Annotated in this window: 18 protein-coding genes, 4 tRNA genes, 4 rRNA genes and 1 pseudogene; 10 read left to right on the forward strand and 17 right to left on the reverse strand. The window is 51.2% G+C overall.

Annotated elements, in window-relative coordinates; translation table 11 throughout:
• The first annotated feature begins 132 nt into the window (after nt 1-132).
• The 4 genes from BN4275_RS16995 (at nt 133) to lexA (ending at nt 4215) form a co-directional block, all read left to right on the forward strand.
• A complete protein-coding gene (locus BN4275_RS16995) occupies nt 133-1302 on the forward strand; it encodes a GmrSD restriction endonuclease domain-containing protein (protein ID WP_242863594.1) in 1170 nt (389 codons plus the stop codon).
• A 491-nt stretch (nt 1303-1793) separates the two neighbouring features.
• Entirely contained in the window at nt 1794-2555 is a 762-nt protein-coding gene (locus tag BN4275_RS06240; protein WP_066455562.1) for a heparan-alpha-glucosaminide N-acetyltransferase domain-containing protein, read from the forward strand.
• 50 nt (nt 2556-2605) lie between these two features.
• Nucleotides 2606-3364, forward strand: coding sequence for an SH3 domain-containing protein (locus tag BN4275_RS06245; protein ID WP_066455565.1), 759 nt, complete (start codon nt 2606-2608; stop codon nt 3362-3364).
• A gap of 278 nt (nt 3365-3642) precedes the next feature.
• Nucleotides 3643-4215 (forward strand): transcriptional repressor LexA, encoded by a 573-nt coding sequence (gene lexA / locus BN4275_RS06250; protein WP_479722610.1) that lies wholly within the window; start codon nt 3643-3645, stop codon nt 4213-4215.
• Between the two features lie 36 nt (nt 4216-4251).
• On the opposite strand, the gene rrf (BN4275_RS06255) is transcribed toward lexA, so the two are convergent.
• The 8 genes from rrf (BN4275_RS06255) to BN4275_RS06295 all read right to left on the reverse strand — a co-directional run bounded on the left by rrf (BN4275_RS06255) (nt 4252) and on the right by BN4275_RS06295 (nt 9961).
• Nucleotides 4252-4368, reverse strand: a 5S ribosomal RNA gene (gene rrf / locus BN4275_RS06255).
• 3 nt (nt 4369-4371) lie between these two features.
• Nucleotides 4372-4447: transfer RNA gene (locus BN4275_RS06260), tRNA-Asn, on the reverse strand.
• Between the two features lie 37 nt (nt 4448-4484).
• Nucleotides 4485-4601, reverse strand: a 5S ribosomal RNA gene (gene rrf, locus BN4275_RS06265).
• A 16-nt stretch (nt 4602-4617) separates the two neighbouring features.
• Nucleotides 4618-4692 (reverse strand) — tRNA-Glu (locus BN4275_RS06270).
• 241 nt (nt 4693-4933) lie between these two features.
• Nucleotides 4934-5009, reverse strand: a tRNA-Lys gene (locus tag BN4275_RS06275).
• A 213-nt stretch (nt 5010-5222) separates the two neighbouring features.
• Nucleotides 5223-8053 (reverse strand): 23S ribosomal RNA (locus BN4275_RS06285).
• A gap of 143 nt (nt 8054-8196) precedes the next feature.
• A tRNA-Ala gene (locus tag BN4275_RS06290) sits at nt 8197-8272 on the reverse strand.
• Between the two features lie 162 nt (nt 8273-8434).
• Nucleotides 8435-9961 (reverse strand): 16S ribosomal RNA (locus BN4275_RS06295).
• The 16S, 23S and 5S rRNA genes sit together here with 4 tRNA genes alongside, the layout of an rRNA operon.
• Before the next feature lie 504 nt (nt 9962-10465).
• Between BN4275_RS06295 and sleB the strand changes: the two genes are divergently transcribed.
• The 4 genes from sleB (at nt 10466) to BN4275_RS06320 (ending at nt 13694) form a co-directional block, all read left to right on the forward strand.
• Nucleotides 10466-11131: a spore cortex-lytic enzyme gene (gene sleB, locus BN4275_RS06305; protein WP_066460240.1), complete on the forward strand. Its 666-nt coding sequence runs from the start codon at nt 10466-10468 to the stop codon at nt 11129-11131.
• Nucleotides 11132-11259: 128 nt separating this feature from the next.
• Nucleotides 11260-11715: a PH domain-containing protein gene (locus BN4275_RS06310; RefSeq protein WP_066455583.1), complete on the forward strand. Its 456-nt coding sequence runs from the start codon at nt 11260-11262 to the stop codon at nt 11713-11715.
• Entirely contained in the window at nt 11693-13306 is a 1614-nt protein-coding gene (locus BN4275_RS06315; protein WP_079988119.1) for a PH domain-containing protein, read from the forward strand. The genes BN4275_RS06310 and BN4275_RS06315 overlap by 23 nt, the downstream gene beginning before the upstream one ends.
• A gap of 79 nt (nt 13307-13385) precedes the next feature.
• Complete coding sequence (locus tag BN4275_RS06320) at nt 13386-13694, forward strand: hypothetical protein (RefSeq protein WP_066455593.1); 309 nt, start codon at nt 13386-13388, stop codon at nt 13692-13694.
• Nucleotides 13695-13868: 174 nt separating this feature from the next.
• Here BN4275_RS06320 and BN4275_RS06325 read toward each other — a convergent pair whose 3' ends face one another.
• The 8 genes from BN4275_RS06325 to BN4275_RS06360 all read right to left on the reverse strand — a co-directional run bounded on the left by BN4275_RS06325 (nt 13869) and on the right by BN4275_RS06360 (nt 21947).
• Nucleotides 13869-14627, reverse strand: a complete 759-nt coding sequence (locus BN4275_RS06325) for an SDR family oxidoreductase (protein WP_278276519.1) — start codon at nt 14625-14627, stop codon at nt 13869-13871.
• A gap of 19 nt (nt 14628-14646) precedes the next feature.
• Nucleotides 14647-15660, reverse strand: a complete 1014-nt coding sequence (locus BN4275_RS06330; RefSeq protein ID WP_066460245.1) for a zinc-dependent alcohol dehydrogenase — start codon at nt 15658-15660, stop codon at nt 14647-14649.
• Between the two features lie 36 nt (nt 15661-15696).
• Nucleotides 15697-16656, reverse strand: a complete 960-nt coding sequence (locus BN4275_RS06335; protein WP_066455595.1) for a phosphoglycerate dehydrogenase — start codon at nt 16654-16656, stop codon at nt 15697-15699.
• Between the two features lie 94 nt (nt 16657-16750).
• Nucleotides 16751-17818: a DctP family TRAP transporter solute-binding subunit gene (locus BN4275_RS06340; RefSeq protein ID WP_066455598.1), complete on the reverse strand. Its 1068-nt coding sequence runs from the start codon at nt 17816-17818 to the stop codon at nt 16751-16753.
• A 50-nt stretch (nt 17819-17868) separates the two neighbouring features.
• The gene (locus BN4275_RS06345; protein WP_066455601.1) at nt 17869-19236 is read right to left on the reverse strand and encodes an FGGY family carbohydrate kinase; all 1368 of its coding nucleotides are present in this window, start codon (nt 19234-19236) and stop codon (nt 17869-17871) included.
• An 11-nt stretch (nt 19237-19247) separates the two neighbouring features.
• Nucleotides 19248-20510, reverse strand: coding sequence for a TRAP transporter large permease (locus BN4275_RS06350; RefSeq protein WP_066455604.1), 1263 nt, complete (start codon nt 20508-20510; stop codon nt 19248-19250).
• A complete protein-coding gene (locus BN4275_RS06355) occupies nt 20511-21005 on the reverse strand; it encodes a TRAP transporter small permease (protein WP_066455608.1) in 495 nt (164 codons plus the stop codon).
• A gap of 15 nt (nt 21006-21020) precedes the next feature.
• Nucleotides 21021-21947 carry a dihydrodipicolinate synthase family protein gene (locus BN4275_RS06360; protein WP_066455611.1) on the reverse strand — a complete coding sequence of 309 codons (927 nt, stop codon included), beginning with the start codon at nt 21945-21947 and terminating at the stop codon, nt 21021-21023.
• 293 nt (nt 21948-22240) lie between these two features.
• Between BN4275_RS06360 and BN4275_RS06365 the strand changes: the two genes are divergently transcribed.
• Together BN4275_RS06365 and BN4275_RS17245 are read left to right on the forward strand one after the other, a co-directional pair.
• The gene (locus BN4275_RS06365) at nt 22241-23101 is read left to right on the forward strand and encodes a MurR/RpiR family transcriptional regulator (protein WP_066455614.1); all 861 of its coding nucleotides are present in this window, start codon (nt 22241-22243) and stop codon (nt 23099-23101) included.
• Between the two features lie 517 nt (nt 23102-23618).
• A pseudogene (locus BN4275_RS17245) lies at nt 23619-23768 on the forward strand (alpha/beta hydrolase); the annotation flags it as partial.
• Nucleotides 23769-23933: 165 nt separating this feature from the next.
• On the opposite strand, the gene BN4275_RS06370 reads toward BN4275_RS17245, so the two are convergent.
• On the reverse strand, nt 23934-25133 hold the full coding sequence (locus tag BN4275_RS06370; protein WP_066455618.1) for a M20/M25/M40 family metallo-hydrolase: 1200 nt from the start codon (nt 25131-25133) through the stop codon (nt 23934-23936).
• Nucleotides 25134-25159 lie beyond the last annotated feature (26 nt).

The raw sequence follows: 25159 nt of genomic DNA on the forward strand, positions 1-25159 counted from the left end.
AATGAAGGATAATATCTTTAATGCGATTACGAAAAATGCGTAGCAGCTATTGACTTTTTAGAATGTATTGATATAATTTAATTATATTTAACAAAGCTGCTATTTATAGCAGCAAGAAAGGAAAGAGAATTTATGAGGATAAATAAAGATTTAGTCAATGCCGCTTCTTTCAACCCCACAAAAAAAAGCCACCAGATGTCTATTATTGATATGTGTCAAAAAATCGATAACCAAACAATTTCATTGCCATTATATCAAAGAGATTTGAGTTGGACTATTGCAAAATGTATATCATTACTGAATTATCAGCTTCTGGGTAAAGCACCTGTGTCTCCTATTTCCATTAATGTAATCTTGAATACTGAGGATTGCGTACCGCAAGTTTCATTTGTTGATAGGGAACTTCTCAAAAAAGTAGAGCGAGGACAATATTCCGTAGTCGATGGACAGCAGAGGTTAACAACTAACTATAAAGCTTATACTAACCACGAGGATTTTCGCAATATTGTATTAGATTTAGGAAAGGGTATCTTTACAGAAGTGCAGGGAGCAATACGAAACAATCAAATACCTGTAGGCATACTACTTTATAAAGAAGATACGGCACTTTTTGACTATACACAAAAAAGGTCCACTCTAAAATCACCGCAAGTTGTGAGTTTATTGCTGCAAATTAAGAGTAAAATTAAAAACTATAATTACACAATCAATTCGGCTGAAGACTTATCGGAAGATGAGCAAATAGAGTGGTTTGAGGTCTTGAATAATGCAGGTAGTAGAGTGAGCATTATTCAGATGCGTTTTTCAAAATTAAAAGCACATGGTATTGACATTTATACACAATATACAAACCTGTTTCGGAGCAAATTGTCAGAGGTGGGCTATGATAATTTCTTTACTCCTCAAAAAACGACTGTGTCTTATCCGATTGCGGCACTAAACCCCGCATATGAGATAGTAACAGGACGTGCCCATTCCAATAATTACGCACCCATGCCATCTGATACAAAAGAAAATCAGCTTTGCAGCCTCACACCAGAGGAGTTAAACAAGTGTTTCTCTTTGACTTTGGAAGCATTGGATGTTGTATTAGATTTTCTTGATAACAACGAGCTGAAAAAGCCAGACAGAATCGATTATATTAATTATTTGCTTGGTTTTTTTGTGTTTAATGGGTTTGACATCAACGATGAAACAAGAGACTTTTTAATCAAATGGTATGATGATGTAGACTTTACTAATAAATCCAATACAGATAGACGCGATATTTTTAATGATTTAATTTCGAAAAAGGCAAAATGACAAGAAAGGCATTGTATCCTCATTGGATACAATGCCTTTCTTTGCACCCTGTATGGCAGCTACCCTATTTCAGTTTGTTGTGATACTGTTTTATGAGTAGCTACCATTGGCCGTCCTTTTTTTACCAATGTAAAATTCCATAAAATTACTTTTGCCGGACGGCATCCTGTGGTATAATAGCCGCAGAGCGGCTATTATACCGGGTTTATGGCCAGGCAGATGCGTCGGCAAAGCCGGCTCCCTGCCCGATGGCCTATTATCCCACTGCGCGCTTCGCACTTGTGGTACAATCGCCGCAGAGCGGTTATTATACCGGTTTATGGCCAGGCAGATGCGTCGGCAAAGCCGACTCCCTGCCCGATGGCCTATTCTCCCAGCTTCTACGCAGGACGATCCGCGCCTTTGGCGCTGCCGCCTCTTTCCTGCCATAATCCCGTAAGTTTCCGGACAGGCAGATCCATATCCAGGCAAGATAAAGGAGTCAAACGCCAATGTATGAAAAACGCCCGAGCCGCCGTGTCGGCGCGCTCGACGAGCTGCGCGGCCTGCTGATCCTGCTGATGGTCTATTATCACGGCGCCTATGATGCGGCCGTAATCTTTGGGGCGGATTTCCCGTTCTTCTTCTCCAGGCCAATGCAGTGGCTGCAAACTTTTATCTCTTGTGGGTTCATTATTATCTCCGGGATGTCCGCCCGTTTTTCCCGCAACAACCTGCGCCGTGGTGTGCAGGTGCTGGGACTTGGGCTCCTGCTGACCGCCGCGACTCTTTTTGTGATGCCGGATCAGCGGGTGATGTTCGGTATCCTGCATTTTCTTGGAAGCGCGATGATCCTGTTCGCGCTCTTTGAAAAGCAGCTCGATAAAATCCCCACCGTCCTCGGCGCGCCGCTGTTTGTGGCCATCTTCATCCTGACTCTTTATGTTCCGCGTGGGATGCTCGGGTATCCGCCGTTCTGGACCCCGCTTCCGGACATGCTCTATCAAACTGGCTTTCTCTTTCCGCTGGGATTCCCGTCGGACGGATTTTTCTCCTCCGACTATTTCCCGCTTATCCCAAATCTATTCCTTTTCTTTGGCGCTACTTACCTTGGTGTCTACGCCAAAAACGGTCAGATTCCGGAATTTTGCTATCGGACCCGGTTTTCCTGGTTGGCATGGGTTGGACGGCACACGATCTGGGTCTATATGCTGCATCAGCCGATTGTGTATGCGTTTTTATGGATTTATTTCCGTCTGTTCCCAGCGGCCTAGCCATGCGGTTCCGCGGCAAAATCCAGTTTTTGAAAGGATGATGACCGGCTGTGCGTAAAGTCCTTCTGATCTGCTTATCCATCCTCTTGCTTTCCACAAGTGCCAGCGGCCGGATTGCCGCCGCGGAACCGGTTTTGATGCCCGGAATGTCCTGTCTCGCGCTCTATGAAGATTTTTCAAGCCGCTTGGCAAGCGGACAGATCATTCGCACCGAAATTGGGTTTGATTCCCTTTATGACTTTGTAAGTTACACCCAGGAGGAAATCTCCTTTCATAATAACGATAACGGCAAGTTGGAATTGACCTATCGGTCCCGGCAGCCGTTTGTATTCTGGCACTATCCGCAAGCGGATTATTATGATGGCAACAACTATTATTATTCCTACAACGGCGATTGGTTCATCGATCTGCACAACCGGTTCACCGAGCATCTGCGTCAGGATTTCATGGGTATTCCTACTTTCATCCTGGAGGATTATCCCATCGTGCGGGACGAGGTATTTTATCAGGACTTTTCCTTCTTTGGCTATCTGACCACACAGGCGCCTGGTTCTAACCGGCGGTATACGCTAACCGCAAAGATCAGCCTGGACGGAGACTTCGAATCGATCGGGATTACAATTTCGGAGCTTGACCAGAATGGTGAAACCCATTACCAGCATTATTATCGGATCGTCTACAGCGATGTCAATGCAGAGCTGAAAATTACGCCGCCTCCAGATTTGGATAAGGCGGGACTGGAGCTGCTGAAAGAAAATTTGGAAAAAGGAAAAGGACCGGATGCGGCACATCCGGTCCAATCTGTTTGAGGTGTGTTTTGAGGAGGGTAGAGATACTCAAAATGTTTGCGGCTTATCTTGAGTACAGTTTTATTATACCCCTTCTTTTCCAAAAGTTGTGAATGACTTGTGTCCTAATTTTAAAAAATTGTGCTATTTTCTCTGAATAAACTATTGATAGTGGAGAAATTTGTCTTTTCCTTCCGGCGCTTTTACGAACGTTTGTTTGTCATTCTCTTCAAAAAATGATATACTATTCTCAGAGACATTTGGAGCAACCACATAAAGGAGGGCGTCCCATGCGGGAACTGACCGAAAAAGAAGCCTCTATATTTGATCTGGTACGCCAGTCGATCGACTGCGGCGTAGTCCCAAGCGTGCGGGAAATTTGCACGCGCCTCGGGATTAAATCCACTTCCACCGTCCACCGCTACCTGAACAGCCTGGAGGAAAAGGGCTATATTCTGCGTGACCACAACCTCAACCGGTCAATCCGGTTGTCGAATGCCCAGGTGGCGCGCGTCCCGGTCGTTGGGGTGGTCACCGCCGGGCAGCCGATTCTTGCCGTCGAAGCAATTGAAGATTATATCCCTGTTTCGCTGCCGGGCGATGCGAAAGAGCTCTTTGCGCTTCGGGTGCGCGGGGAAAGCATGATCAACGCGGGCATCCTGGACGGCGATCTTGTGATTGCCCGCCGGTGTACCACCGCACATAACGGAGAAATTGTGATTGCGCTGATCGATGATGAAGCGACCGTCAAACGGTTTTACAAGGAGAATGGCGGTTATCGCCTGCAGCCGGAAAATGACACCATGCAGCCGATCCTGACCGACCATGTGGCGATTCTGGGGCGCGTAGTGGCTCTGCAGCGGGAGTACTGAAAAAAAGATCCCATCCTTACGGATGGGATCTTTTTATACTGGCATCGACCTATTTTCCCGGGACGTCACCATCCAAGTATCTTCGGCACCGCTGAGCTTAACTACTGTGTTCGGAATGGGAACAGGTGGGACCTCAGCGTCATAAACACCAGTAATTGGCTCCCCCTGTCTGGCTCGAACAGACGACCCTGCGGTTAACAGCCGCATGCTCTACCGACTGAGCTAAGGAGGAATATAAACCACAGCAGAGTCACCCCTGCTGTGGTCAGAGCTGGCATCGACCTATTTTTCCAGGGCGTCACCACCCAAGTATCTTCGGCACCGCTGAGCTTAACTACTGTGTTCGGAATGGGAACAGGTGGGACCTCAGCGTCATAAACACCAGCCAATATGCAATTAAAATGGTGACCCGTGCGGGAATCGAACCCGCGTTACCGGCGTGAGAGGCCGGTGTCTTAACCGCTTGACCAACGGGCCATGGACAGCCTTCCCAGCCCTGCTGGACCGGAGCGCCCTTCGGGCGACGGCTGTTCAAAAGGGGTTACATACCCCCCTTTGGATCCCCCGTTGGGTGTCGTCTGCGACGACCCGCCGCCTTCGGCCGCGGATTCGGGATAAGGTGTGCCTGCGGCACAGAATGCCTTCTAAAAGCTTCCTCTATCTATGCGGTGCTTTCCCCTTCCGGGCTTTCTGCCCTCCGGTCACACCTCTCACTTTCTGGTGCGCCATCAGGGACTCGAACCCGGGACCCGCTGATTAAGAGTCAGCTGCTCTACCAACTGAGCTAATGGCGCATATTGGCGGCCTTCCCAGACTCTGTCCGGAGCGGCTTCGCCGACGGCCGCTCAAAGGGTTCCACCCTTTGGATCCTGGCTTGTGTCGTCTGCGACGACCCATGGCCTTTGGCCATGGATTTGGAATTCGGTGTGCTGCGCACATCCTTCGTGCGCCCCGCACCCTCAAAATCGAACAATGAAAACTTCATACCCTGCGAGACCAAAATTCGCTTGGTCAAGCCCTCGACCGATTAGTATCACCTTGCTGCACGTGTCGCCACGCTTCCACATGTGACCTATCAACCTTGTAGTCTTCAAGGGGTCTTACCTGGTTATCCAGTGGGATATCTTATCTTAAGGCCGGCTTCACGCTTAGATGCCTTCAGCGTTTATCCGATCCGCACTTAGCTGCCCAGCTGTGCCGTTGGCACGACAACTGGTGCACCAGAGGTGCGTCCATCCCGGTCCTCTCGTACTAGGGACAGCTCCTTTCAAATATCCTGCGCCCACGACAGATAGGGACCGAACTGTCTCACGACGTTCTGAACCCAGCTCGCGTACCGCTTTAATTGGCGAACAGCCAAACCCTTGGGACCGAATACAGCCCCAGGATGCGATGAGCCGACATCGAGGTGCCAAACCTCCCCGACGATGTGGACTCTTGGGGGAGATCAGCCTGTTATCCCCAGGGTAGCTTTTATCCGTTGAGCGATGGCATTTCCACTCACATACCACCGGATCACTAACTCCAACTTTCGTTACTGCTCGAGATGTCTCTCTCGCAGTTAGGCTGGCTTACGCGTTTACACTCAAAAGCATGGTTTCCGTCCATGCTGAGCCAACCTTTGAGCGCCTCCGTTACTCTTTAGGAGGCGACCGCCCCAGTCAAACTGCCCACCTAACAATGTCCCCCGACCGGATTCACGGCCGCAGGTTAGAATTTCAGTACCTCAAGAGTGGTATCCCAACGGTGACTCCACCTGAACTGGCGTCCAGGTTTCTCAGTCTCCCACCTATCCTGTACATGAAATACCGAAATCCAATATTAAGCTACAGTAAAGCTCCATGGGGTCTTTCCGTCTTGTCGCGGGTAACCGGCATCTTCACCGGTACTACAATTTCGCCGGGCGGGCTGTTGAGACAGTGTCCAGATCGTTACACCATTCGTGCGGGTCAGAACTTACCTGACAAGGAATTTCGCTACCTTAGGACCGTTATAGTTACGGCCGCCGTTTACCGGGGCTTCAATTCAGAGCTCTCACTCCTCCTCTTAACCTTCCGGCACCGGGCAGGTGTCACCCCATATACGTCATCTTTCGATTTAGCATAGAGCTGTGTTTTTGCTAAACAGTCGCCTGGACCTATTCTCTGCGGCTCCCTTTCAGGAGCACCCCTTCTCCCTAAGTTACGGGGTCAACTTGCCGAGTTCCTTAACAACCCTTCTCCCGTTGGCCTTAGAATTCTCTTCCTGTCTACCTGTGTCGGTTTGCGGTACGGGTATCTCAGATATACACAAGGCTTTTCTCGCCTGCCGCTAAGCATACTTCCCTACTAAATTTCGGTCCCTTTCGCCCAGGTCTACCAACGCCTGGGTTATGCCCTTTGACAGTGTCCCCTTGCTTAAATCTTTCGACAGCTACGGAATTTCTACCGTATGTGCATCGGCTACGCCTTTCGGCCTCACCTTAGCTCCCGGCTTACTTGGAGCGGACGAACCTTCCTCCAAAAACCTTAGACTTTCGGCCATTATGATTCTCACATAATTCTCGCTACTCATTCCGGCATTCTCACTCGTATAAAGTCCACCGCCGCTTTCGCTACGACTTCACCCCTTATACGACGCTCCCCTACCATGATTTACATCATCCCAAGCTTCGGTTACACGTTTAGCCCCGTTACATTTTCGGCGCAGAGTCACTCGACCAGTGAGCTATTACGCACTCTTTAAATGAGTGGCTGCTTCTAAGCCAACATCCTGGTTGTCTGTGCAACTCCACATCCTTCTCCACTTAACGTGTATTCGGGACCTTAGCTGTGGGTCTGGGCTTTTTCCCTTTCGACCACGAGACTTATCTCACGTAGTCTGACTGCCACGCATCAATTCTCCGGCATTCTGAGTTTGATAAGGTTCAGTAACCTCTCGGCCCCTAGCCTATTCAGTGCTTTACCTCCGGTAATCTAACGTGACGCTAGCCCTAAAGCTATTTCGGGGAGAACCAGCTATCTCCGGGTTCGATTGGAATTTCTCCGCTATCCACACCTCATCCGCCGCCTTTTCAACGGAGGTCGGTTCGGTCCTCCATGGGATTTTACTCCCACTTCAACCTGGACATGGATAGGTCACCCGGTTTCGGGCCCTATGCATGAAACTCTTCGCCCTATTCAGACTCGGTTTCCCTTCGGCTCCATCCCTTAAGGACTTAACCTTGCTACATGCATACGCTCGCCGGACCATTCTACAAAAGGTACCATATCACGCGTTGACGCGCTCTATGTGCTTGTAGGCGCAAAGTTTCAGGTACTATTTCACTCCCCTCCCGGGGTGCTTTTCACCTTTCCTTCACAGTACTATACACTATCGGTCACCAGGGAGTATTTAGGCTTGGAGGGTGGTCCCCCCGGCTTCCCACAGGGTTTCACGTGTCCTGCGGTACTCTGGATACTGCTCGCTGCCTCGTGTTTTCGGATACAGGACTCTCACCTTCTCCGGTCTGCCTTCCCATGCAGTTCTCCTAACGCTCAGCAATGCTAAATGCAGTCCACAACCCCGGAGACATTGCTGCCCCCGGTTTGGCCTCTGCCGCGTTCGCTCGCCACTACTTGCGGTATCTCGGTTGATTTCTCTTCCTCGCCCTACTTAGATGTTTCAGTTCAGGCGGTTCCCCTGATATGGCTATGGATTCACCATACCATGACGGATCGTTACATCCGCCGGATTGCTCCATTCAGACATCCACGGATCAAAGCCTATTTGCGGCTCCCCGTGGCTTTTCGCAGCTTATCACGTCTTTCTTCGGCTCCTGGTGCCAAGGCATTCACTCTGTGCCCTTTGTAGCTTGACCATGCTTGAATCTTGGTTCTCGCTGTTTTCTTGCGATTTCTATAATCGCTCGGCTTTATTGTAGTTTCTTTACCCTAAAGTAAAAAATCTTTTCATAAAACTTCTGCAGATATTTGTTTTCATTGTTCAATTTTCAAGGTGCGGTGGTGGAGATGAGGAGGATCGAACTCCTGACCCCCTGCGTGCAAGGCAGGTGCTCTCCCAGCTGAGCTACACCCCCACTTATTATGAAAGTGCGCTGCTGGCAGTCAGGTCAGCTTTCGCTTCTCTTATCTACCATTTGAAGGCAGCGCCTTCAAAAATGAACAACGAGTCGAACGACTGTAACTTTCCTTGCCTGACCAGAGTACCCAGCCTTATTTCATGCTGGCGTTCTCCTTAGAAAGGAGGTGATCCAGCCGCACCTTCCGATACGGCTACCTTGTTACGACTTCACCCCAGTCATCAATCCCACCTTCGACAGCGTCCTCTTTGCAGTTAGACTACTGGCTTCGGGTGTTACCGACTCCCATGGTGTGACGGGCGGTGTGTACAAGGCCCGGGAACGTATTCACCGCGGCATGCTGATCCGCGATTACTAGCAATTCCGACTTCACGCAGGCGGGTTGCAGCCTGCGATCCGAACTGAGACACTTTTTCGGGATTCGCTTCGCCTCGCGACGTTGCTGCCCTTTGTTTAAGTGCCATTGTAGTACGTGTGTAGCCCAGGTCATAAGGGGCATGATGATTTGACGTCATCCCCACCTTCCTCCGTTTTGTCAACGGCAGTCTCATTAGAGTGCTCTTGCGTAGCAACTAATAATAAGGGTTGCGCTCGTTGCGGGACTTAACCCAACATCTCACGACACGAGCTGACGACAACCATGCACCACCTGTCTGGATGTCCCGAAGGACTTCCCATATCTCTATGGTATGCATCCGATGTCAAGACCTGGTAAGGTTCTTCGCGTTGCTTCGAATTAAACCACATACTCCACTGCTTGTGCGGGCCCCCGTCAATTCCTTTGAGTTTCAACCTTGCGGCCGTACTCCCCAGGTGGATTACTTATTGTGTTAACTGCGGCACGGAAGGGGTCAGTCCCCCCACACCTAGTAATCATCGTTTACAGCGTGGACTACCAGGGTATCTAATCCTGTTTGCTCCCCACGCTTTCGAGCCTCAGCGTCAGTTAAAGCCCAGCAGGCCGCCTTCGCCACTGGTGTTCCTCCTAATATCTACGCATTTCACCGCTACACTAGGAATTCCGCCTGCCTCTACTTCACTCAAGAACAGCAGTTTTGGATGCACCTAACAGTTGAGCCGTTAGTTTAAACATCCAACTTGCCATCCCGCCTACGCTCCCTTTACACCCAGTAATTCCGGACAACGCTCGCTCCCTACGTATTACCGCGGCTGCTGGCACGTAGTTAGCCGGAGCTTCCTCTTAGGGTACCGTCATTTTCTTCCCCTAAGACAGAGGTTTACAATCCGAAGACCGTCTTCCCTCACGCGGCGTCGCTGCATCAGAGTTTCCTCCATTGTGCAATATCCCCCACTGCTGCCTCCCGTAGGAGTCTGGGCCGTGTCTCAGTCCCAATGTGGCCGTTCAACCTCTCAGTCCGGCTACCGATCGTCGCCATGGTGGGCCGTTACCCCACCATCTAGCTAATCGGCCGCGAGCCCATCTTTCAGCGGATTGCTCCTTTGATTATAAGAAGATGTCTCCTCATAATGTTATGCGGTATTAGCGATCGTTTCCAATCGTTATCCCCCTCTGAAAGGCAGGTTGCTCACGTGTTACTCACCCGTCCGCCACTAAGTTTATCCATCTTCCATCCGAAAACTTCAGTCGGATAAACTCCGTTCGACTTGCATGTGTTAGGCGCGCCGCCAGCGTTCGTCCTGAGCCAGGATCAAACTCTTTGTTTATTGTATTAAATCGCCCGAAGGCGCTTCAATCTCACTTCACAAAGTGTGACCCAGCCAAGTTACCTTTGCTGGTTTCGCTTTTCGCGTTTGTACGCTCACGTTTCCATGAGTGTACTCAAAAAAATTTTCAAGGGTTACTTCTGCCCATAAACCGGCTCCCAGAGCCAATCTACAAGCTTCTGTTCTTTCTCTCGTTGTTCATTTTTCAAGGTGCTGTGCTCCCCGTCCTCACGGGACAGCTTTGTTATAATACCACACTTCGCCAAGGCTGTCAACACCTTTTTGCAAAAAAATTTGAATATGGGCCTTCTTTTTCTAAACTTCCCCACAAAACCGGCCCTTTTGACCTTTCCCCGCCCGGAATGCCGAAATTTGTTATGTACAGAATACATATATAATAGTGCAGCGGCGCATACTTTTGGTATCTCTCTTTTCTAAAGGAGGCCACACCGCGTGTCCAACTCCAAACCCAAACAGATTACGGTTTCCATTTTCATTATTCGGATGATCTCTTTTTCCATCGCGCTTTTTCTATTGCTCGGCCTGGTGGCTTACACCGTCGAGCTTGGCCGGGCCGATACGGTCCTTTCCAAAAGCGGCTCACGCGGAGAGGAGGTCCGGCAAATCCAGCAGCGTCTCAAACAGTGGGGCTATTATAATGGAAGCATCGACGGAATCTTCGGCGTGCAGACCAAAAAGGCGGTGCTCTCCTTTCAAAAGAAAAACGGGCTGGCCGCGGATGGGATTGCGGGGCCAGCTACCCTCAAGGCCATGGGGATCTACTCCTCCCAGCAAACCGGTACAACCGGCGGTTATGGCGACAGCGATGTGAACCTGTTGGCGAACATCATTTCAGCCGAGGCGCGCGGCGAACCCTATGAAGGGCAGGTCGCGGTCGGCGCGGTTGTGCTCAATCGCGTGGAGCATCCCTCCTTCCCTGACACGCTCGCCGGCGTCGTCTACCAGCCCGGGGCCTTCACCGCAATCACGGACGGCCAAATTAATGAAGCCATCGCGGAATCCGCGCGTCGGGCGGCGCGCGACGCACTGGCCGGATGGGACCCCTCCGGCGGCGCCATCTACTATTACAATCCGGATAAGACCTCAAATCAATGGATCCGTACCCGTCCGGTCATCAAGCGGATCGGCGCGCATCTTTTCTGCAAATAGTCCGTCGGCGGCACGGTGTGGCTTTTTTCGCCCGCCGTGCCGCTTTTTCTGCGAAAACGCTGTTTTTTTCGCCCGCTTTCCTATATAATATAGTATCATAACAAAGCAAAGGAACCGGTGACCTGCCCATGACCTTACAAAAACCCGACCTGCATGTGCTGACCGTCTGGCGGCTGCGCCTTCTGCTGGTTGCGATCCTGCCCTCCTTCCTGTCCGCTTATTTTGCCCCGCACATCGGCTTGGTGTGGTGGGTCTTTACTGCTGCGTGGATTTTTGCTTTTCTGGGCTTTTACATATTCTATTACCCGATCAAATACCGCAAGTTGGCTTATTCGGTCAACGAAAAATGCCTGCTGATCCACTGCGGCGTCATCTACACCCGTGTGAAGGCAATTCCCTTGACATCTGTACAGTACGTTTCGATCGCCACCACCCCCTTGCAGCGGCTGTTCGGCATCTGCTCGCTGATTGTGTTCACGGCCGGGAGCAACGCCTACATTCCCGGGCTTGCGCCGGACAAAGCGGACGAACTGCGCGATCTGCTCACCCCGGTGCTGCCGGATGGAGGTGAGGAGCCTGCATAATAAGGAACTGCTCGTGCGTACTCATCCCATCTCGATTGCCGCCTTCCTGTACCGGTTCCTCTTTTTGCTGCTGATCCCGGTGGGGCGTGGTTTTATCACCGCGCTGACCGGCGGTTTGCTGGCCTGGCTGCGCGGTGCGTGGATTGATCTCATCGTGGTGGCTGTGATTCTTGCACTGGCCTATGCGAAATGGGATCAATTCAAATACCATATGGATTCTTCCGGGATATATTTTACTATTGGTATATTTTTTAAGCGCAATTCTTTTATTCCAATGCAGAAGATCTCTACCTTTTCGATCCTGCGCCCTTTTTGGTTCAAACCGTTCCATCTGGTCAAGGTCCGGATCGATACCATCGCGGGTGATCCCGGAAAGGCGGATCTCTCGCTCTACCTGCGTGCCGATGAGGCCGAACGGCTGATGCGGCTGCATGGCGCTGCGCATGAGCAGCAAGCTTCACCCGACATTTCGGCCGAATACCGCCCGCCTGTGCTCGGCGTGGTGTTCCTATCCCTTTTCACTTCGAATTCATTCCTTGGAATTGTCTTTGTTGCAACCTTCATCTCACAGGCGGGCCAGATTTTGGGGGAACAGCTTTCCGAGCTGCTTTTTGCCACCTTCCAGGAGCTTGCGCGGCAGATTGCGATCTCCCTGCCGTTGCTGACCGCCGGCTTCCTTGCCATCCGGCTGCCGCCGATTGCTGCCGGTGTGGCAATCGCACTGCTTGGCGGCTGGCTGGTCGCTTTCCTTTTGAATCTTCTGCAGACGAAAAACCTCCGGGTCCAGCGGAAAAACGACCGCCTCCGGATCAGCGGCGGCATACTGGTAGAAAAGGATTACTCCCTGCGCACCGGGGATATCAGTTTTGTGGACATCCGGCAGAGCCTCGTCACCCGGACACTACGGCTCTATTCGGTCTTTGTCAACGCGATCGGCATTGGAAAAGACAAGTCTGATATCGCGGCCATCATCCCCTTCTCCACCAAAAGCCGCGCCATGCGCCAGCTTGGGCTGCTGCTGCCAGAATACTGTTCGACTCCGCGCCAGCTGAGACCAAACGGCGGCGCTATCTTCAAGTTTATCATCGATCCGCTCTGGCCCTGCCTGCTGATTCCCGCAGCTACCTTCCTGGGAATCTGGCTGCTGCCGAACTGGGCGGAAATTCTGCGCTTCGCAGGCTTTATGCTTTCTCTGCCGGCTTTCTGGTTTTTGGGGGTGCGGCTTATGGATTTCTTCTCATCAGGCGTTTCCCGCAGCGGAAAACATTATACACTTCGTTATTCAAATTTATATTATCTACACACAGTAGTTTTTTCTTATGACAAAATCGCTCTGGTAAACATCCGGCAAAGCATTCTGCAACGCGGCGACAATAAATGCGACCTCGTTGTTTCCACCCGCGCCGAGGGCCGGATGCGCCACCATATCCGGAATATCGGCTGGGATGAAACTGTCGCGCTCTTTGAAGCGCAGGATGCCTGGGCCCCAGCCGACGCGGGGATCCCCAACTGGTACGAACGGATTTTCCAGCGGGCGCTCGCTGTTTGGAACAGGCGTACAGCCGGACGCAAAGATGGCAGCAAAAGGTAACCTTTTTTCGCATAAAACTTTTTCTTTCCTTTTTTACCCTGATCTGGTATTATGATACAAAAAACAAAGGAGCGACAAAATGACCTATAAGCAGGCGACTCAACTGATGGGCCCGATTTACGAGGAGTTGAAAAAAATCAGCACGGACCACGACACGATCGTCAACCAGCTGTCCGATATCTATATGCAGCTTGCTTCCCTTTCCAACGCGCCGCAGTACCAGCCGAGCGAAGAAGGGCTGGTCGGCATCAGTATCCAGCTCCTCACCCTGATCCAGGAGCGGATCATCCCCAGCTCCAAAAGCCTCACAGACAGTATGCAGGGCCTTTCAAACGCAATGGGCGAGATCGATTTTGACCTGCGCGGCAGCAACAGTCCTGCATCCTGAACGCCAAATACCGCCCGCGCGGGAGCAGGTTCGCTCTGCGCGCGGGCGGTTTTTTCAGTTACGCAAAATCGGGCGGTACGACTCGTAAGGAATCGTATCGCCCAATTATTTTCGATTGGGGCCCAACCTGTCAACGCTCCCGTTCTTGATTGATAGATCATCCCGTTTTTTGACCTATCGGCCCATCCACCCGCCGTCAACCAATATAATAGAACCATGGACATAATTGGAAGCCGCCGAAGACAGGAATAAGACCGGGCCGACCAAGTCTTCGGGCGTTCCCCATCGCCCGGCGGGAATCCGCACGCTAATCTGTTCGCTGCGCACCGGATCGTCACGCAGAGCCGCCGTATTATCAGTCGCCATATAGCCTGGGGCGATTGCGTTGACATTGACTCCGCGCGCGGCCCATTCATTGGAAAGCGCCTTGGTCAATTGCGCCATCCCTCCCTTTGCCGCAGCATAGGCGGGAACCGTAAACCCGCCTTGAAAACTGAGAAGCGAGGCAATGTTGATGATTTTTCCGTGTCCCTGCGTCAGCATGATGCGTCCCGCAAGCTGGGACAGCTGGAAAACGGAGGTCAAATTGACCTGCAAAACCTGATTCCAATCTTCAAGCGGAAACTCTTCACATTTATGGCGAATCTGCATCCCGGCATTGTTGACCAGGATATCGATCCCGCCCAAAAAAGACATTGCTTTTTCAAATGCGCGGTTCACGCTGCTCTGGTCGGAAAAATCACTGACTACAGGCCATACGTTTGATTTTTCACCCGCCAGTTCCCGTGCAGTCTGCGTCACTTTTTCATTCGTACCCATGACGACAATATCCGCGCCGGCATCGTGAAGGCCTTTGGCAATCCCTTTTCCCAAGCCGCGGCTCGCGCCGGTAACAATTGCCCTTTTGCCAGAGATGTCAAATAGTTTCTCCAAAAGCTTCCTTCCCTTCTCTTCATTCATTTCCATCATGACAGGAAATTAGAACCTTGAGCGGATGTTCTTCCGGATCATGTGCAACTGCAAAGGCCCTCGCGCCCTGGCCGACTGGAATTCTGTGCGAAATCAGCTCTCCAAGCTGGGCTTTGAGCCGAACCGCATAACGCGCGGCGATCTCAAAGTCGACTGTCGAATATACGCGGGAGCCGATCAGATGAATTTCTTTGAAATTCAATGCGCGCAGATCAACCGGCAATGGCTGCTTGGGAACGCTCATCATCACAACCGTCGCTTTGCAGCGCACATATTCCATCATGTTCCTCACCGCCACCGCGTTCCCCGAACATTCAAACAGTAAATCCGCCCCCTCCCCATCGGTCTGCGAACGGATCAACTCCACCGGGTCGTGGGTTTTCAGGTCAATTGCCGCAAACCCATACGCTTTGCAGCGTGCCAGCCGAAAATCGTCAATTTCCGTTACAAAAATCCGGGAAGCGCCCATCTCCTGCAGAACGGCCGCGTTGAGCAGGCCGATCGGCCCCGCCCCTGTGACAACTACGGTATCCCCAAACCGGAATCCGCTTTCTCTCACCCCATGTACAATGACTGCCAGTGTTTCCACCATCGCGGCCTCGTCGTCCGCCAGCTCACCCGGCATCAAAAGCAAGTTTCTCTCCGGTATGGCGACATACTCCTGCATTCCGCCGTCACAATCGATCCCTATCAATTTCAAGGTGTTGCAGACGTGCTCGTTCCCCGTCCGGCAGGGCAGGCAATGTCCGCATGTGATCAGCGGGTTTACTACCACTCGATCTCCCGGATGGAACCGGACGCAGGCTGTTCCAACGGATTCTACCCGTCCGGAAATCTCATGCCCGGGAACCAGCGGCGGTTTCGCCCGGGGGTGCTTATCCGATACGATCGCCATATCTGTTCCACAAATTCCGGCAAAACTGACCCGGATCAGAGCCTCCTGCGGACCAGGCACAGGTAAAGCCCGTTCTTGCGTAGCAAAAACGCCGCTGCCCATATAGGTAAGTGCCTTCAAACCGTTCCCTTCTCTCTGTCAGTTTCTCTCCTTTTCATAAGCGCTGAAAAAATCAATCAGATTGCGCGCCGCGGCAACCCCCATGCGGTAGTTCGATTCCTGGGTATGGGTCGCAATATGCGGAGTGGCAACCACATTGTCCAGCACCAGCAAACGGTTCCCAACAGGCGGCTCCTGTGCGTAAACATCCAGTCCGGCCGCCCGGATGCGCCGGGAAACAAGCGCCTCGTAAAGCGCGTCTTCATCGACAATGCCGCCCCGCGATGTGTTGATCAGCACCGCTTCCGGCTTCATCAGGGAGATCGTATCGCGATTGATCATTTTTTGGGTTTTTTCGGTCAACGGAAGGTGCAGAGATATGATGTCCGCGTGCCGCAATGCCTCTTCAAAAGAACAGGCCACGGCATCCTCCTGCGCAAAAGCGCCGGGTTCGACACAGGGGTCGTAAATCAACAGCTTGCAGGAAAACCCCTGAAGACGGTGCGCAACAGCCTGGCCGATATTGCCAAACCCAATGAGCGCCACTGTTTTTTCATAAAGATCATTCGCAAGCGATTTGCTCGTCCAGTCCGGTGTGTCGCAATGAATTTCGTTACGCCTGAGCTGCCTGAGTATATTCAGCATCAAAAGCAGCGTCAGATCTGCCACCGATTCGTTATTTGCATTTGGCGTCGTGGTTACTTTGATTCCCCGTTCCTTCGCCAGTTCCAAATCGATGCTGTCAAGCCCCACCCCATGCTTGGAAATCATCTTTAAGTTGGGACAATGATCCATAACATAGCGGTCTACCACATCCGAACCGGTGATAATCCCATCCGAATCTCCGATCAGACGCGCAATCCGTCGAGTATCCTCAGGCAGGTCATTTCGTTGCAGATTGACTTCAAAGTAGCGGTTTAACAGCTCTAACGGCTCATTCGAGCAAGCGGAAAACGATCGTGACAGAATCGTTACTTTGTATTTTCTGGTTTCACCCATGATGATACCTCTATGTGCATGATTTTTCTAACAATTGGGAAAGGTCCGCAGGGCCAGAGCTTTCCAGCCCTGCAGGCCGCCTTCACACTCTGTGTTACGCATTTATTACGCTGTCAAGCAATTCTTTTCCGATCTTATCAGCAAACTGTGGATAAATTGCCTGTGCCGCTTCCTGCCACGGTTTTTTCTGCTCCTCCGTCAAAACGGTAATCTGCACGCCGTTGTCTTTGCAGGTCTGCAGATATTCCTCATCCAAGTCGCTGACCGCCTGCCTCTGGTATTCACGCAGTTCATAGGCTGTATCAGAGCAGATTTTCTGTAGATCCTCCGGCAAGGTATCAAACCACTGCTTGGAGAACAGCACCACCACCGGGGAATAAACGTAATCGTTAATCGTCAGATATTTCTGTACCTCAAAGAAATTATTCACAGTGAAGATCGAGGTGGGATTGTCCTGGCCGTCGATGGTCTTTGTCTTGGCTGCCATATAGATTTCGCCGAAACCCATGGGGGTCGGAACCGCGCCCAGGCTTTGGAAAAACGCAAGATGGACTTCGTTTTCCATGACACGGATTTTCAGGCCTTTGACATCAGCGGGCGTAACAATTTCATGTTTGTCGTTTGAAAGCTCGCGCCATCCTGTTTCCCACCAAGCCGCGCCGACCAGGCCCAGCGAATCGAGCCCCTCAAGCAACCCGGTCCCGATCGGTCCATCGAGCACTTCGTATGCCTTTTCCTTGCTGGCAAACAGATAGGGCAGGTCAAAAAGGCCGTATTGCGGATCAAAATTGGACATCGGGCCGGTTGTGGTTGGCGTGCACTCAATTGTCCCAGCCATCAGGCCCTCTACCAGCTGGCGCTCACTGCCCAGCTGGGAAGCAGGATAAAGCTGAACCTCAATACGGCCGCCCGAACGCTCCTCCACCAGTTCTTTCAATTTGTTGCTCGCAAGGTCGATCGGGTGGCCTGGATTCGTGCCGTAACCGACCTTCATAATATATTCCGCTTTACCGGATGCCTCTGGAGCAGAGGCATCCGGCTGAGCCGCCGATGAGGCGGGCTGTTCCGCGGGAGTGCTACTCTGGGCAGGAGCCGACTGTCCACACGCGCCAAGGCTCAGCGCTATACTCAATGCCAAAACCAGTGCTAAAATCTTTCTCATAAAAATTCCCTCCACTTTCTTATCATTCATTTCTTCGGCCGGTCGCCGTTCTAAAACTGTTTTGCGTGGTAAAAATTCGACATCGCTTCACAAGCTGCACGCCATCTGGTATATTCCGTAAGATAGGACCCATCGGCATGTATCAGCCGAGTCAGTTTGTTTTTCGGCTGAACCTGAATGCCCACGCCTTCCCCCGCGGAAATAACCGATCCGGTCGAGCAGAGGTAATCGGCATCCTCCAAAATTGCCAGATCGCTCTGCACGCTTCCGGCAATCACCTCAAGCACCCCTTTGGAATGCGTCCCTCCACCCGCCAGCACAAGTGGGTCGCCGTTATTATTAAAGGGGTTCAGACAGTGAACCATTGCGGCCATCGTAAAGGCAACCGCCTTCTGCGCCGCACAGGAAATCTGCTCACGGGAGGTATCCGCCATCAGGCCCAGCAGAACGCCTTTCAGATCCGAGGACCAGTATGGCATCCGTTCGCCATAAATCCATGGAACCAGCATCAGATCCCCGGTTTCACAAAGCTGGTCAATCGTATCGAAGCCCAGCCTGTTTGCCCAGTGAAATACTGTGCAGCTGTTCGAAGAAATCCCTCCCACGATACTGGTTTGCGGATCCACCGCATAGATCCACATTTTGTCCGCTTGGGAAAGGTCCGGACTTTCCGTAAATACCCGGCATGCCATGGAGGTGCCGATATTCCCACAGAAGTTGCTGACATCCCTGCAGGCATAGCTCGCCGACGGACCGTCGCCCAATCCGGGCACGACAAGGGTATTGGCGTCCGCACCTGCAAACGCTTCTCCTCGCAGATTTCCAACCGGCTGGTTGTGTCGGCACACCCGCGCAAGCCGCGCGGGGTCGAATCCATTTTGCTCCAGGATTTCGCGGTTCCAGTCCATATCCGCAAGTTTGAACAGTCCGGATGCCGACGCAGTCGTATAATCCGTGGCCAATTCCCCTGTCAGCAGTTCAATAAGCGCTTCCTTCAGACCGTAGGTTAGAAAATCTTTTCGTTCCCCCGGTGGAGTAGAAAGCAGCTTGTAGCCTCCATAGAGCGTATCGGCCGGACAGCCGGATTGGAACAGTGTCTTTGCAAAATCACTTTCCTCCCGCGCGCGCGGCCAGATACAGTTCCATTGCAATACGGCAATGCCATCTTTCGTCCACCGGCAGATGGAATACATCTGTGTGCTGACCGAAATACTGATGAGAAAATACTTTTGCGCCAGGCTGGAAAGAACTTTCTGCACAATGCCAAAATAAAAGGTGAGCGGCACCACGCCTGGGGCCCATTCCACAAGTTCATATTTATATTTCAGGTGGTCTGTAATCCGTCCGCTGTCGTCAGCAAGCGTGATCTTGAGCCCGCTTGTTCCAATATCCAAACCAACCAAACGTCCTTCTTTCATATGCGGCCTCCTCAACGGATCAGGGACGGGATAAAGGTGACAATTGGCGGAATGAAGATTGAAAGGAGAATGATTGCCAAACTTGCCAGCGTATAGGGCATTAGCTCCTTGGAAACCTGTATAAAGCTGCGTTTTGTCATGCTGCAGGACGTGTAGATCAGGGTTCCAACCGGCGGGGTGATCAGGCCGACAACCAGAACCGATACGAAGATAATGCCAAAATGGATCGGATCAACACCCAGCATCGCAACAGGCTGGATAAATACCGGTGCCAGGATCAGCACGGCCGGGGTAAGATCCATCACCATTCCAACCAGAATCAGGATAAAGAACGAAAGCAGCAGGAATTGTGTCGGCGTATGCACAATGCTCACAATCAATTCCGCGACCTTCTGCGGGATCTGCTGTGAGGTCAAAATCCAGGCCGAAACCGACGCCGCACCAACAACCGCCATGACGGTCGCCGTGCTGATAAAGCTTTTTTCAATAATTTTAGGAAGATCTTTCCAGCTCATTTCCTTATACACCCACATCGAAATGATCAGCGAGTAGACGACTGAAAATGCAGAGGCTTCGGTCGGGGTCAAAACGCCAAAGCTGATCGTTGTAAAAATAAAGACCGGCAGCAACAGTGCCCAAATGGAACCGTGAACCGTCCCATAGACCTTCCCAGACCCTGTATAACCACGCTTTTTGGAAACAAAATAGCTGATTGTAAACTGTGTGATACCGATGAGAATCCCCAAAAACATCCCACCTGCGAAAAGTTTTGCAACCGACAGGCCAGTAATTGTACCATAGAGGATCATCGGTATGCTCGGCGGAATGATCGGCCCAACAACACCGCCCGCAGCCACAACGGCGCCGCTGAATTCCGGGGCATAGCCTTCGTCGTTCATGGCCGGAATCATAATGCTGCCCATTGCCGCGGCAGTCGCGATCGCCGATCCGTTGATTGCCGCAAAAAACATGCTGCCCAGTCCCACAATGATTGCCAGTCCGCCCGGGCGTTTTCCCACCAGTTTGGAGGCCAATCCAACAATTCGCTTTGTCAAGCCGCCGGTATTCATGATCTCGCCCGCGAGCATAAAGAAAAAGATCGCAGTCAGAGAATAGTTATCGGTGGACATGAGCCATTGCTGTGCGAAGATAAAAAAACTGAGCTGATTTGTCAGCAGCAGTGCGATACCTGCTACCCCCAGCGCTACAACCACCGGTACCCCCAAGATGAAAAACGCGCCGAAAACACTGAGATAAATCCACAGCGCCGTCATCTAGCCGTTCACCTCCTTTTTCTTCTGCGATCCTTTTCTTATCAATGTGACCAGTTTGACAGCTCCAATCACAATCCAGGCGATACCTGCGGCTACACCCGCGCTGTAGAGGATCCCTATCGGCCACCGGGATGCCGGCAATGGGAATTTTCCCATCTTCATTGTAAACTGCGCACCGTAGATCATAATCATCAAGCCTAGGAGGACCAGACAGATACCGTTTACAACCTGTGAAATAAAGCTGGTCGTACGATTCATCTTTGCAAAGGAATCAAATCCAATATGCGCGTCGCTGATAAAGGCTGAGGTCATGCCAATAAAACATCCCCATACAAACATCACCCTTGTCACCTCATCAGCCCAGCTCAAACCCATACCAAGCAGATAACGTCCTAAACCGTTGAGTGTAAGAAGAATTACCATGGTCCCGCCGCAAATTGTAAACGCGATCGTCTGCGCTTTCAGCGATACACTGCGAATCTTCTCCCAGTTCATATCGATTCCCCTCCTCTATCTGGCTGTTTCCGATCCCTCCAGCGCCTTAATTGCCGCGTACGCTTTTTCAAAATCCGCCTTGAGTTCAGCGTATTTCGGGTCGCTGTCCTGCGGCAGCGACATTGGCAGGCGCGGCAGGCCGCAGTCGAATCCACGCGCCTTCAAGATCATGTGGGAGGCGATTGTGCTGTCAACAAACTTACACTTTCCGGAATATTCCATCATGATCCGATAGGCTTTTTCCGCCTTCTCCATATCGCCTTTGATCGTATATTCATACATCGCGGAGATAATTTCCGGCGCGTAGTTGCACATCCCGGCGATCATCGTGTCGATCCCCATTGTAGAAAAAGGCAGCCATCCGGTCGAGGTACCAATGATGGTTTTGAAATCCTTGCGGTTGATCTTCGCGTCATAAAAAACGTTGGTGATAAAAGCAACGTTCATCGAGCTGTCCTTCACCCCTTTGACGCCCGCCTCCTGGAGTTTAAGGACCGTCTTGAGGGTCATGGTCGTCTTGGTGGTAAAGGGGTTGTTATAGGCATATACCGGGATCTTAACAGCCGAGGCGATTGCGCGATAGTATTCGATCACGCGGTCCTCGGTATAGGTGTAATAAAACGGCGGAACCGCGCCAAGCGCGTCGACGCCGATCTCTTCGGCGGCTTTGGCCAGCGCAACGGTGGAGTCGGTATCCGCACAGCCTACATGCGCGATCAGGAATTTCCCTTCATACTGGTCCTTCACTTCTTTCGCGAGCTTAAAGATCGAAATACGCTCCTCATTGGTCATCAGCGGCCCGGCGCCGTAGGAACCGGTCAGGAAAAGACCATGTACGCCATTGTCAAACATCCACTTCATATGCCAGCGGCATTTGTCGTAATCGATGGTATTATCCTTTTTAAAAAACGTGATATTGGGCACCAGGGAACCTTTGATCATCTGTATTTCCTCCTGATATGTAGATTTTATTTAAGATAAGAATAATTTTTGTATCTTATCTCCATGCGCTTATGATAGCACAGCCAGAAACCCTTGTCACTAGTTTTTTGTATATTTTTTACACGATTTTAATTTTCATGTAAAATTACCACAAACCCATTCCGCATCTTGTAAATTTCGTCCAGTAAAAAACCTTTTGATGCACTTGATTTACATGTTGGAATTCAATATAATGGAAGCATAACAAAAATTGATTTATTACCTGGAACAGGTATATAGAATGGAAGTTTCATATGGTAGAAATTGAGAACAATGCAAACGCCCTGCTGCACCTGCAAACCCACTACAGTACATTACGGGCAAGCGAAAAACGGATTGCGGATTACATCCTCAGCCGCCCGGATGAGATCATTTATCTGAGCATCACAAGCCTTGCAAACGAATGCCACACCTCCGAAACCTCTGTGATTCGTCTTTGCAAGGCCATGGGCTATAAAGGTTATCAGGATTTTAAAATCAATATCGCAAAATCAATTATTGAACCGAGCAAGCAAATTCATGAGGCGGTTACCAACCAGGATTCAACTGCTGATATTATTAAAAAAGTGATGTCCTCCAATATCAAAGCGATTGAGGACACCATGCAGGTGCTCAGTTCTCAGCAGGTGCAGCTTGCAATCGATGCCATTTCCAAAACCCGGCGCCTGGAATTTTACGGCATGGGCGGCTCTGGATCAGTTGCGCTGGATGCCCAGCATAAATTTTTCAAATACGGTTTTAGCTGTATCGCTTACACCGACCCGCATATGCAGGCCATGAGCGCGGCCACCATGGGGCCGGACGATGTGGCTTTCGGCATCAGCCACACCGGCAGCAGCAAAGATATCGTTGAAAATCTGGAGATCGCTTCAAAAGCTGGCGCCACCACAATTTGCATCACCGGCGGTCTTAAATCACCGATCACAAAAGTCAGCGATATCGTTTTAATGGTGGTTTCCAAGGAGCAGTCCTATAAGCCCGAACCAATGTCAAGCCGGATCGCGCAGCTGGCCATTATTGACGTGCTTTCAGTTGGCGTTGCTCTTACCCGACCGGACGCCGTTCTGAACAATTTGCAGAAAACGCGGAGCGCCCTGGCGACCAAGCGCTTCTAAACCCTATGGGGTCATTCAAATGCCTTCGCATGCGCATTTTGCTCCCAAACGCAGGTTCAAATACATAGTTAACACAAAAGCGAAGGCATATGGCGCCAACTGGCGCCATATGCCTTCTATAAAAAACAAACTCCCGCAGATTGGCTTAGAAAACCAGTCTGCGGGAGTTTGTTTTGGTGACCTGTACGGGATTCGAACCGGAAAGATATCGTTTTATATCTTTTTTCTTGTAACATAAACGCCAATTCTATGCGGGTTTACGAGCTTCTACCTCTCATAATTTTCCACAACTTGCAGTTGTTTTCTGCGTAAATAAGCGTAAAATAAGCGTTAAATTTGCTTACATATATCGGGAAAACGTTAATCTCTTTTTTAGGGCAGCAGATCATTCGCTGGTTCTTTCTGGTTATGTTAAACGGCTATGGTGTGATCACAAAGGTTTTGAAGGATCTGGACGGATGCGAAGGGCTATCGATCCTTCGATGAAATCCGCGGCATCGCGCTCGGGCGGCTCACCTATTTCAGCAAAGATACTTATGCAATGCTGAAAGGGGACAACAAGGAGCTGATGGTCATTCCAGATGCCGTTCATACCGACCTCTATGATAAAATGGAGGTAATCCCCTTTGAAAAAATGGCGGCATTCTTCGAGAAGTACATGGTTTGATCCAATTTGGGGAGCGCGTGTTATAAACAAGAAGGGGGCCGCTTTGTGTCAGTGCTGGATAACCACACAGGAAAGGGCAGGACTGTCAAATGCAGTCCCGCCCTTTTCATTTGGTCGATTTTGGGCCTGTCCGTCTCCTGTAAAAAGGACGACGTTATCGCATCATCAGACAAATGCGTCGGCGGATGGCAGAGAAAGCACGGCTAGCGTGTAAAGTTTCGTGCGGTCAAACAGGGATTCAACAACGGCATATTCCTTTGGATTGTGATTGAACTGCCCAATTACGCCGCAGGAACACAGCGTGGGGATCCCGGAAGCGGCAATGGCGCCTGCGTCGGAAGCTCCGCCCAGCTGGACCGATCCAAATTCCGGAAAACCGTTTTCCTTCGCCACGCTGTTCAGGAAATCCAGGAATTCCAGGATGGGTCCAGTGGGATGGAACGCCAAAAACTGGGGGGTATTCCGTCGGAATTCTGTGGAGGTGCCTTCAATGTACGTCTCGGTTAAAATGGCCGTCATTTCCCGCAGGATGCGCTCCTGTTCCTCCGTGCAGGTGAAGCGGGTCTCCACGATGAATTCGCACACTTCCGGGATCGAGCAGATCACCTCCGCTGTGCCCGCGTGGCAGACGCTCGCCGTGACGGTCGTCCCTTTTTCCGGGTCGCTCAGCTTGCTCAGCGCGGCAATTTTGATCGCCGCCTCATGCAGGGCGTTGCGGCCCCGCGCAAAGTCGTTGCCGGCATGGCCGCCCACGCCGTGCACTGTCACAAACCACTCGTATTTGGCTTTACGCCCCGTGCACAGGCAGTTGGTGATGGGCCCGGTCTCCATATTGAAGGCACACAGCGCGCCACCGGCCTGCTCGGTAAAGAAAGGGGTGACGCGGTTGGCTTCCTCGGTGTGGGAACTCTCCTCTTCCGCCGCAAAGACGAATTTGATGGGCCGCGTCCGATAGCCGAGACTGTTCAGCGCCTTGACCACATAGAGCGCGATGATGATGCCGCCCTTCATATCGAGGACGCCGGGGCCATAAGCCTTTCCATCTTCTATAAAGAATGGTTTTTCTCCGAAAGAGCCCATTGGCTGTACGGTATCCAGATGCCCTGAGAATATCACTGGTTTTCCTGGACGGTCTTTGCCCAGGATGCCTACCAGCGGACCAGTATAGCCTGGCGCTAAATCATCGAAGGTCTGGCAGGAAAACCCTTCCCGTTCCATCTGGCCCTGCAGCCAGTCACGCACTTTCCGTGTGGCCGCGGGATCGGAAAAATGATCCTCCATATTGACCAGAGTTTCCCACTCTTCCAGCATTTCTTCGCGATGTGCTTGCACAAAAGCGATTACGGAATCATAGTACTTATTCATAAGCAATCCTCCTTGTATGATAAGAT

This window comes from Anaerotruncus rubiinfantis (assembly GCF_900078395.1).
Taxonomy (GTDB): Bacteria; Bacillota; Clostridia; order Oscillospirales; family Ruminococcaceae; genus Anaerotruncus; species Anaerotruncus rubiinfantis.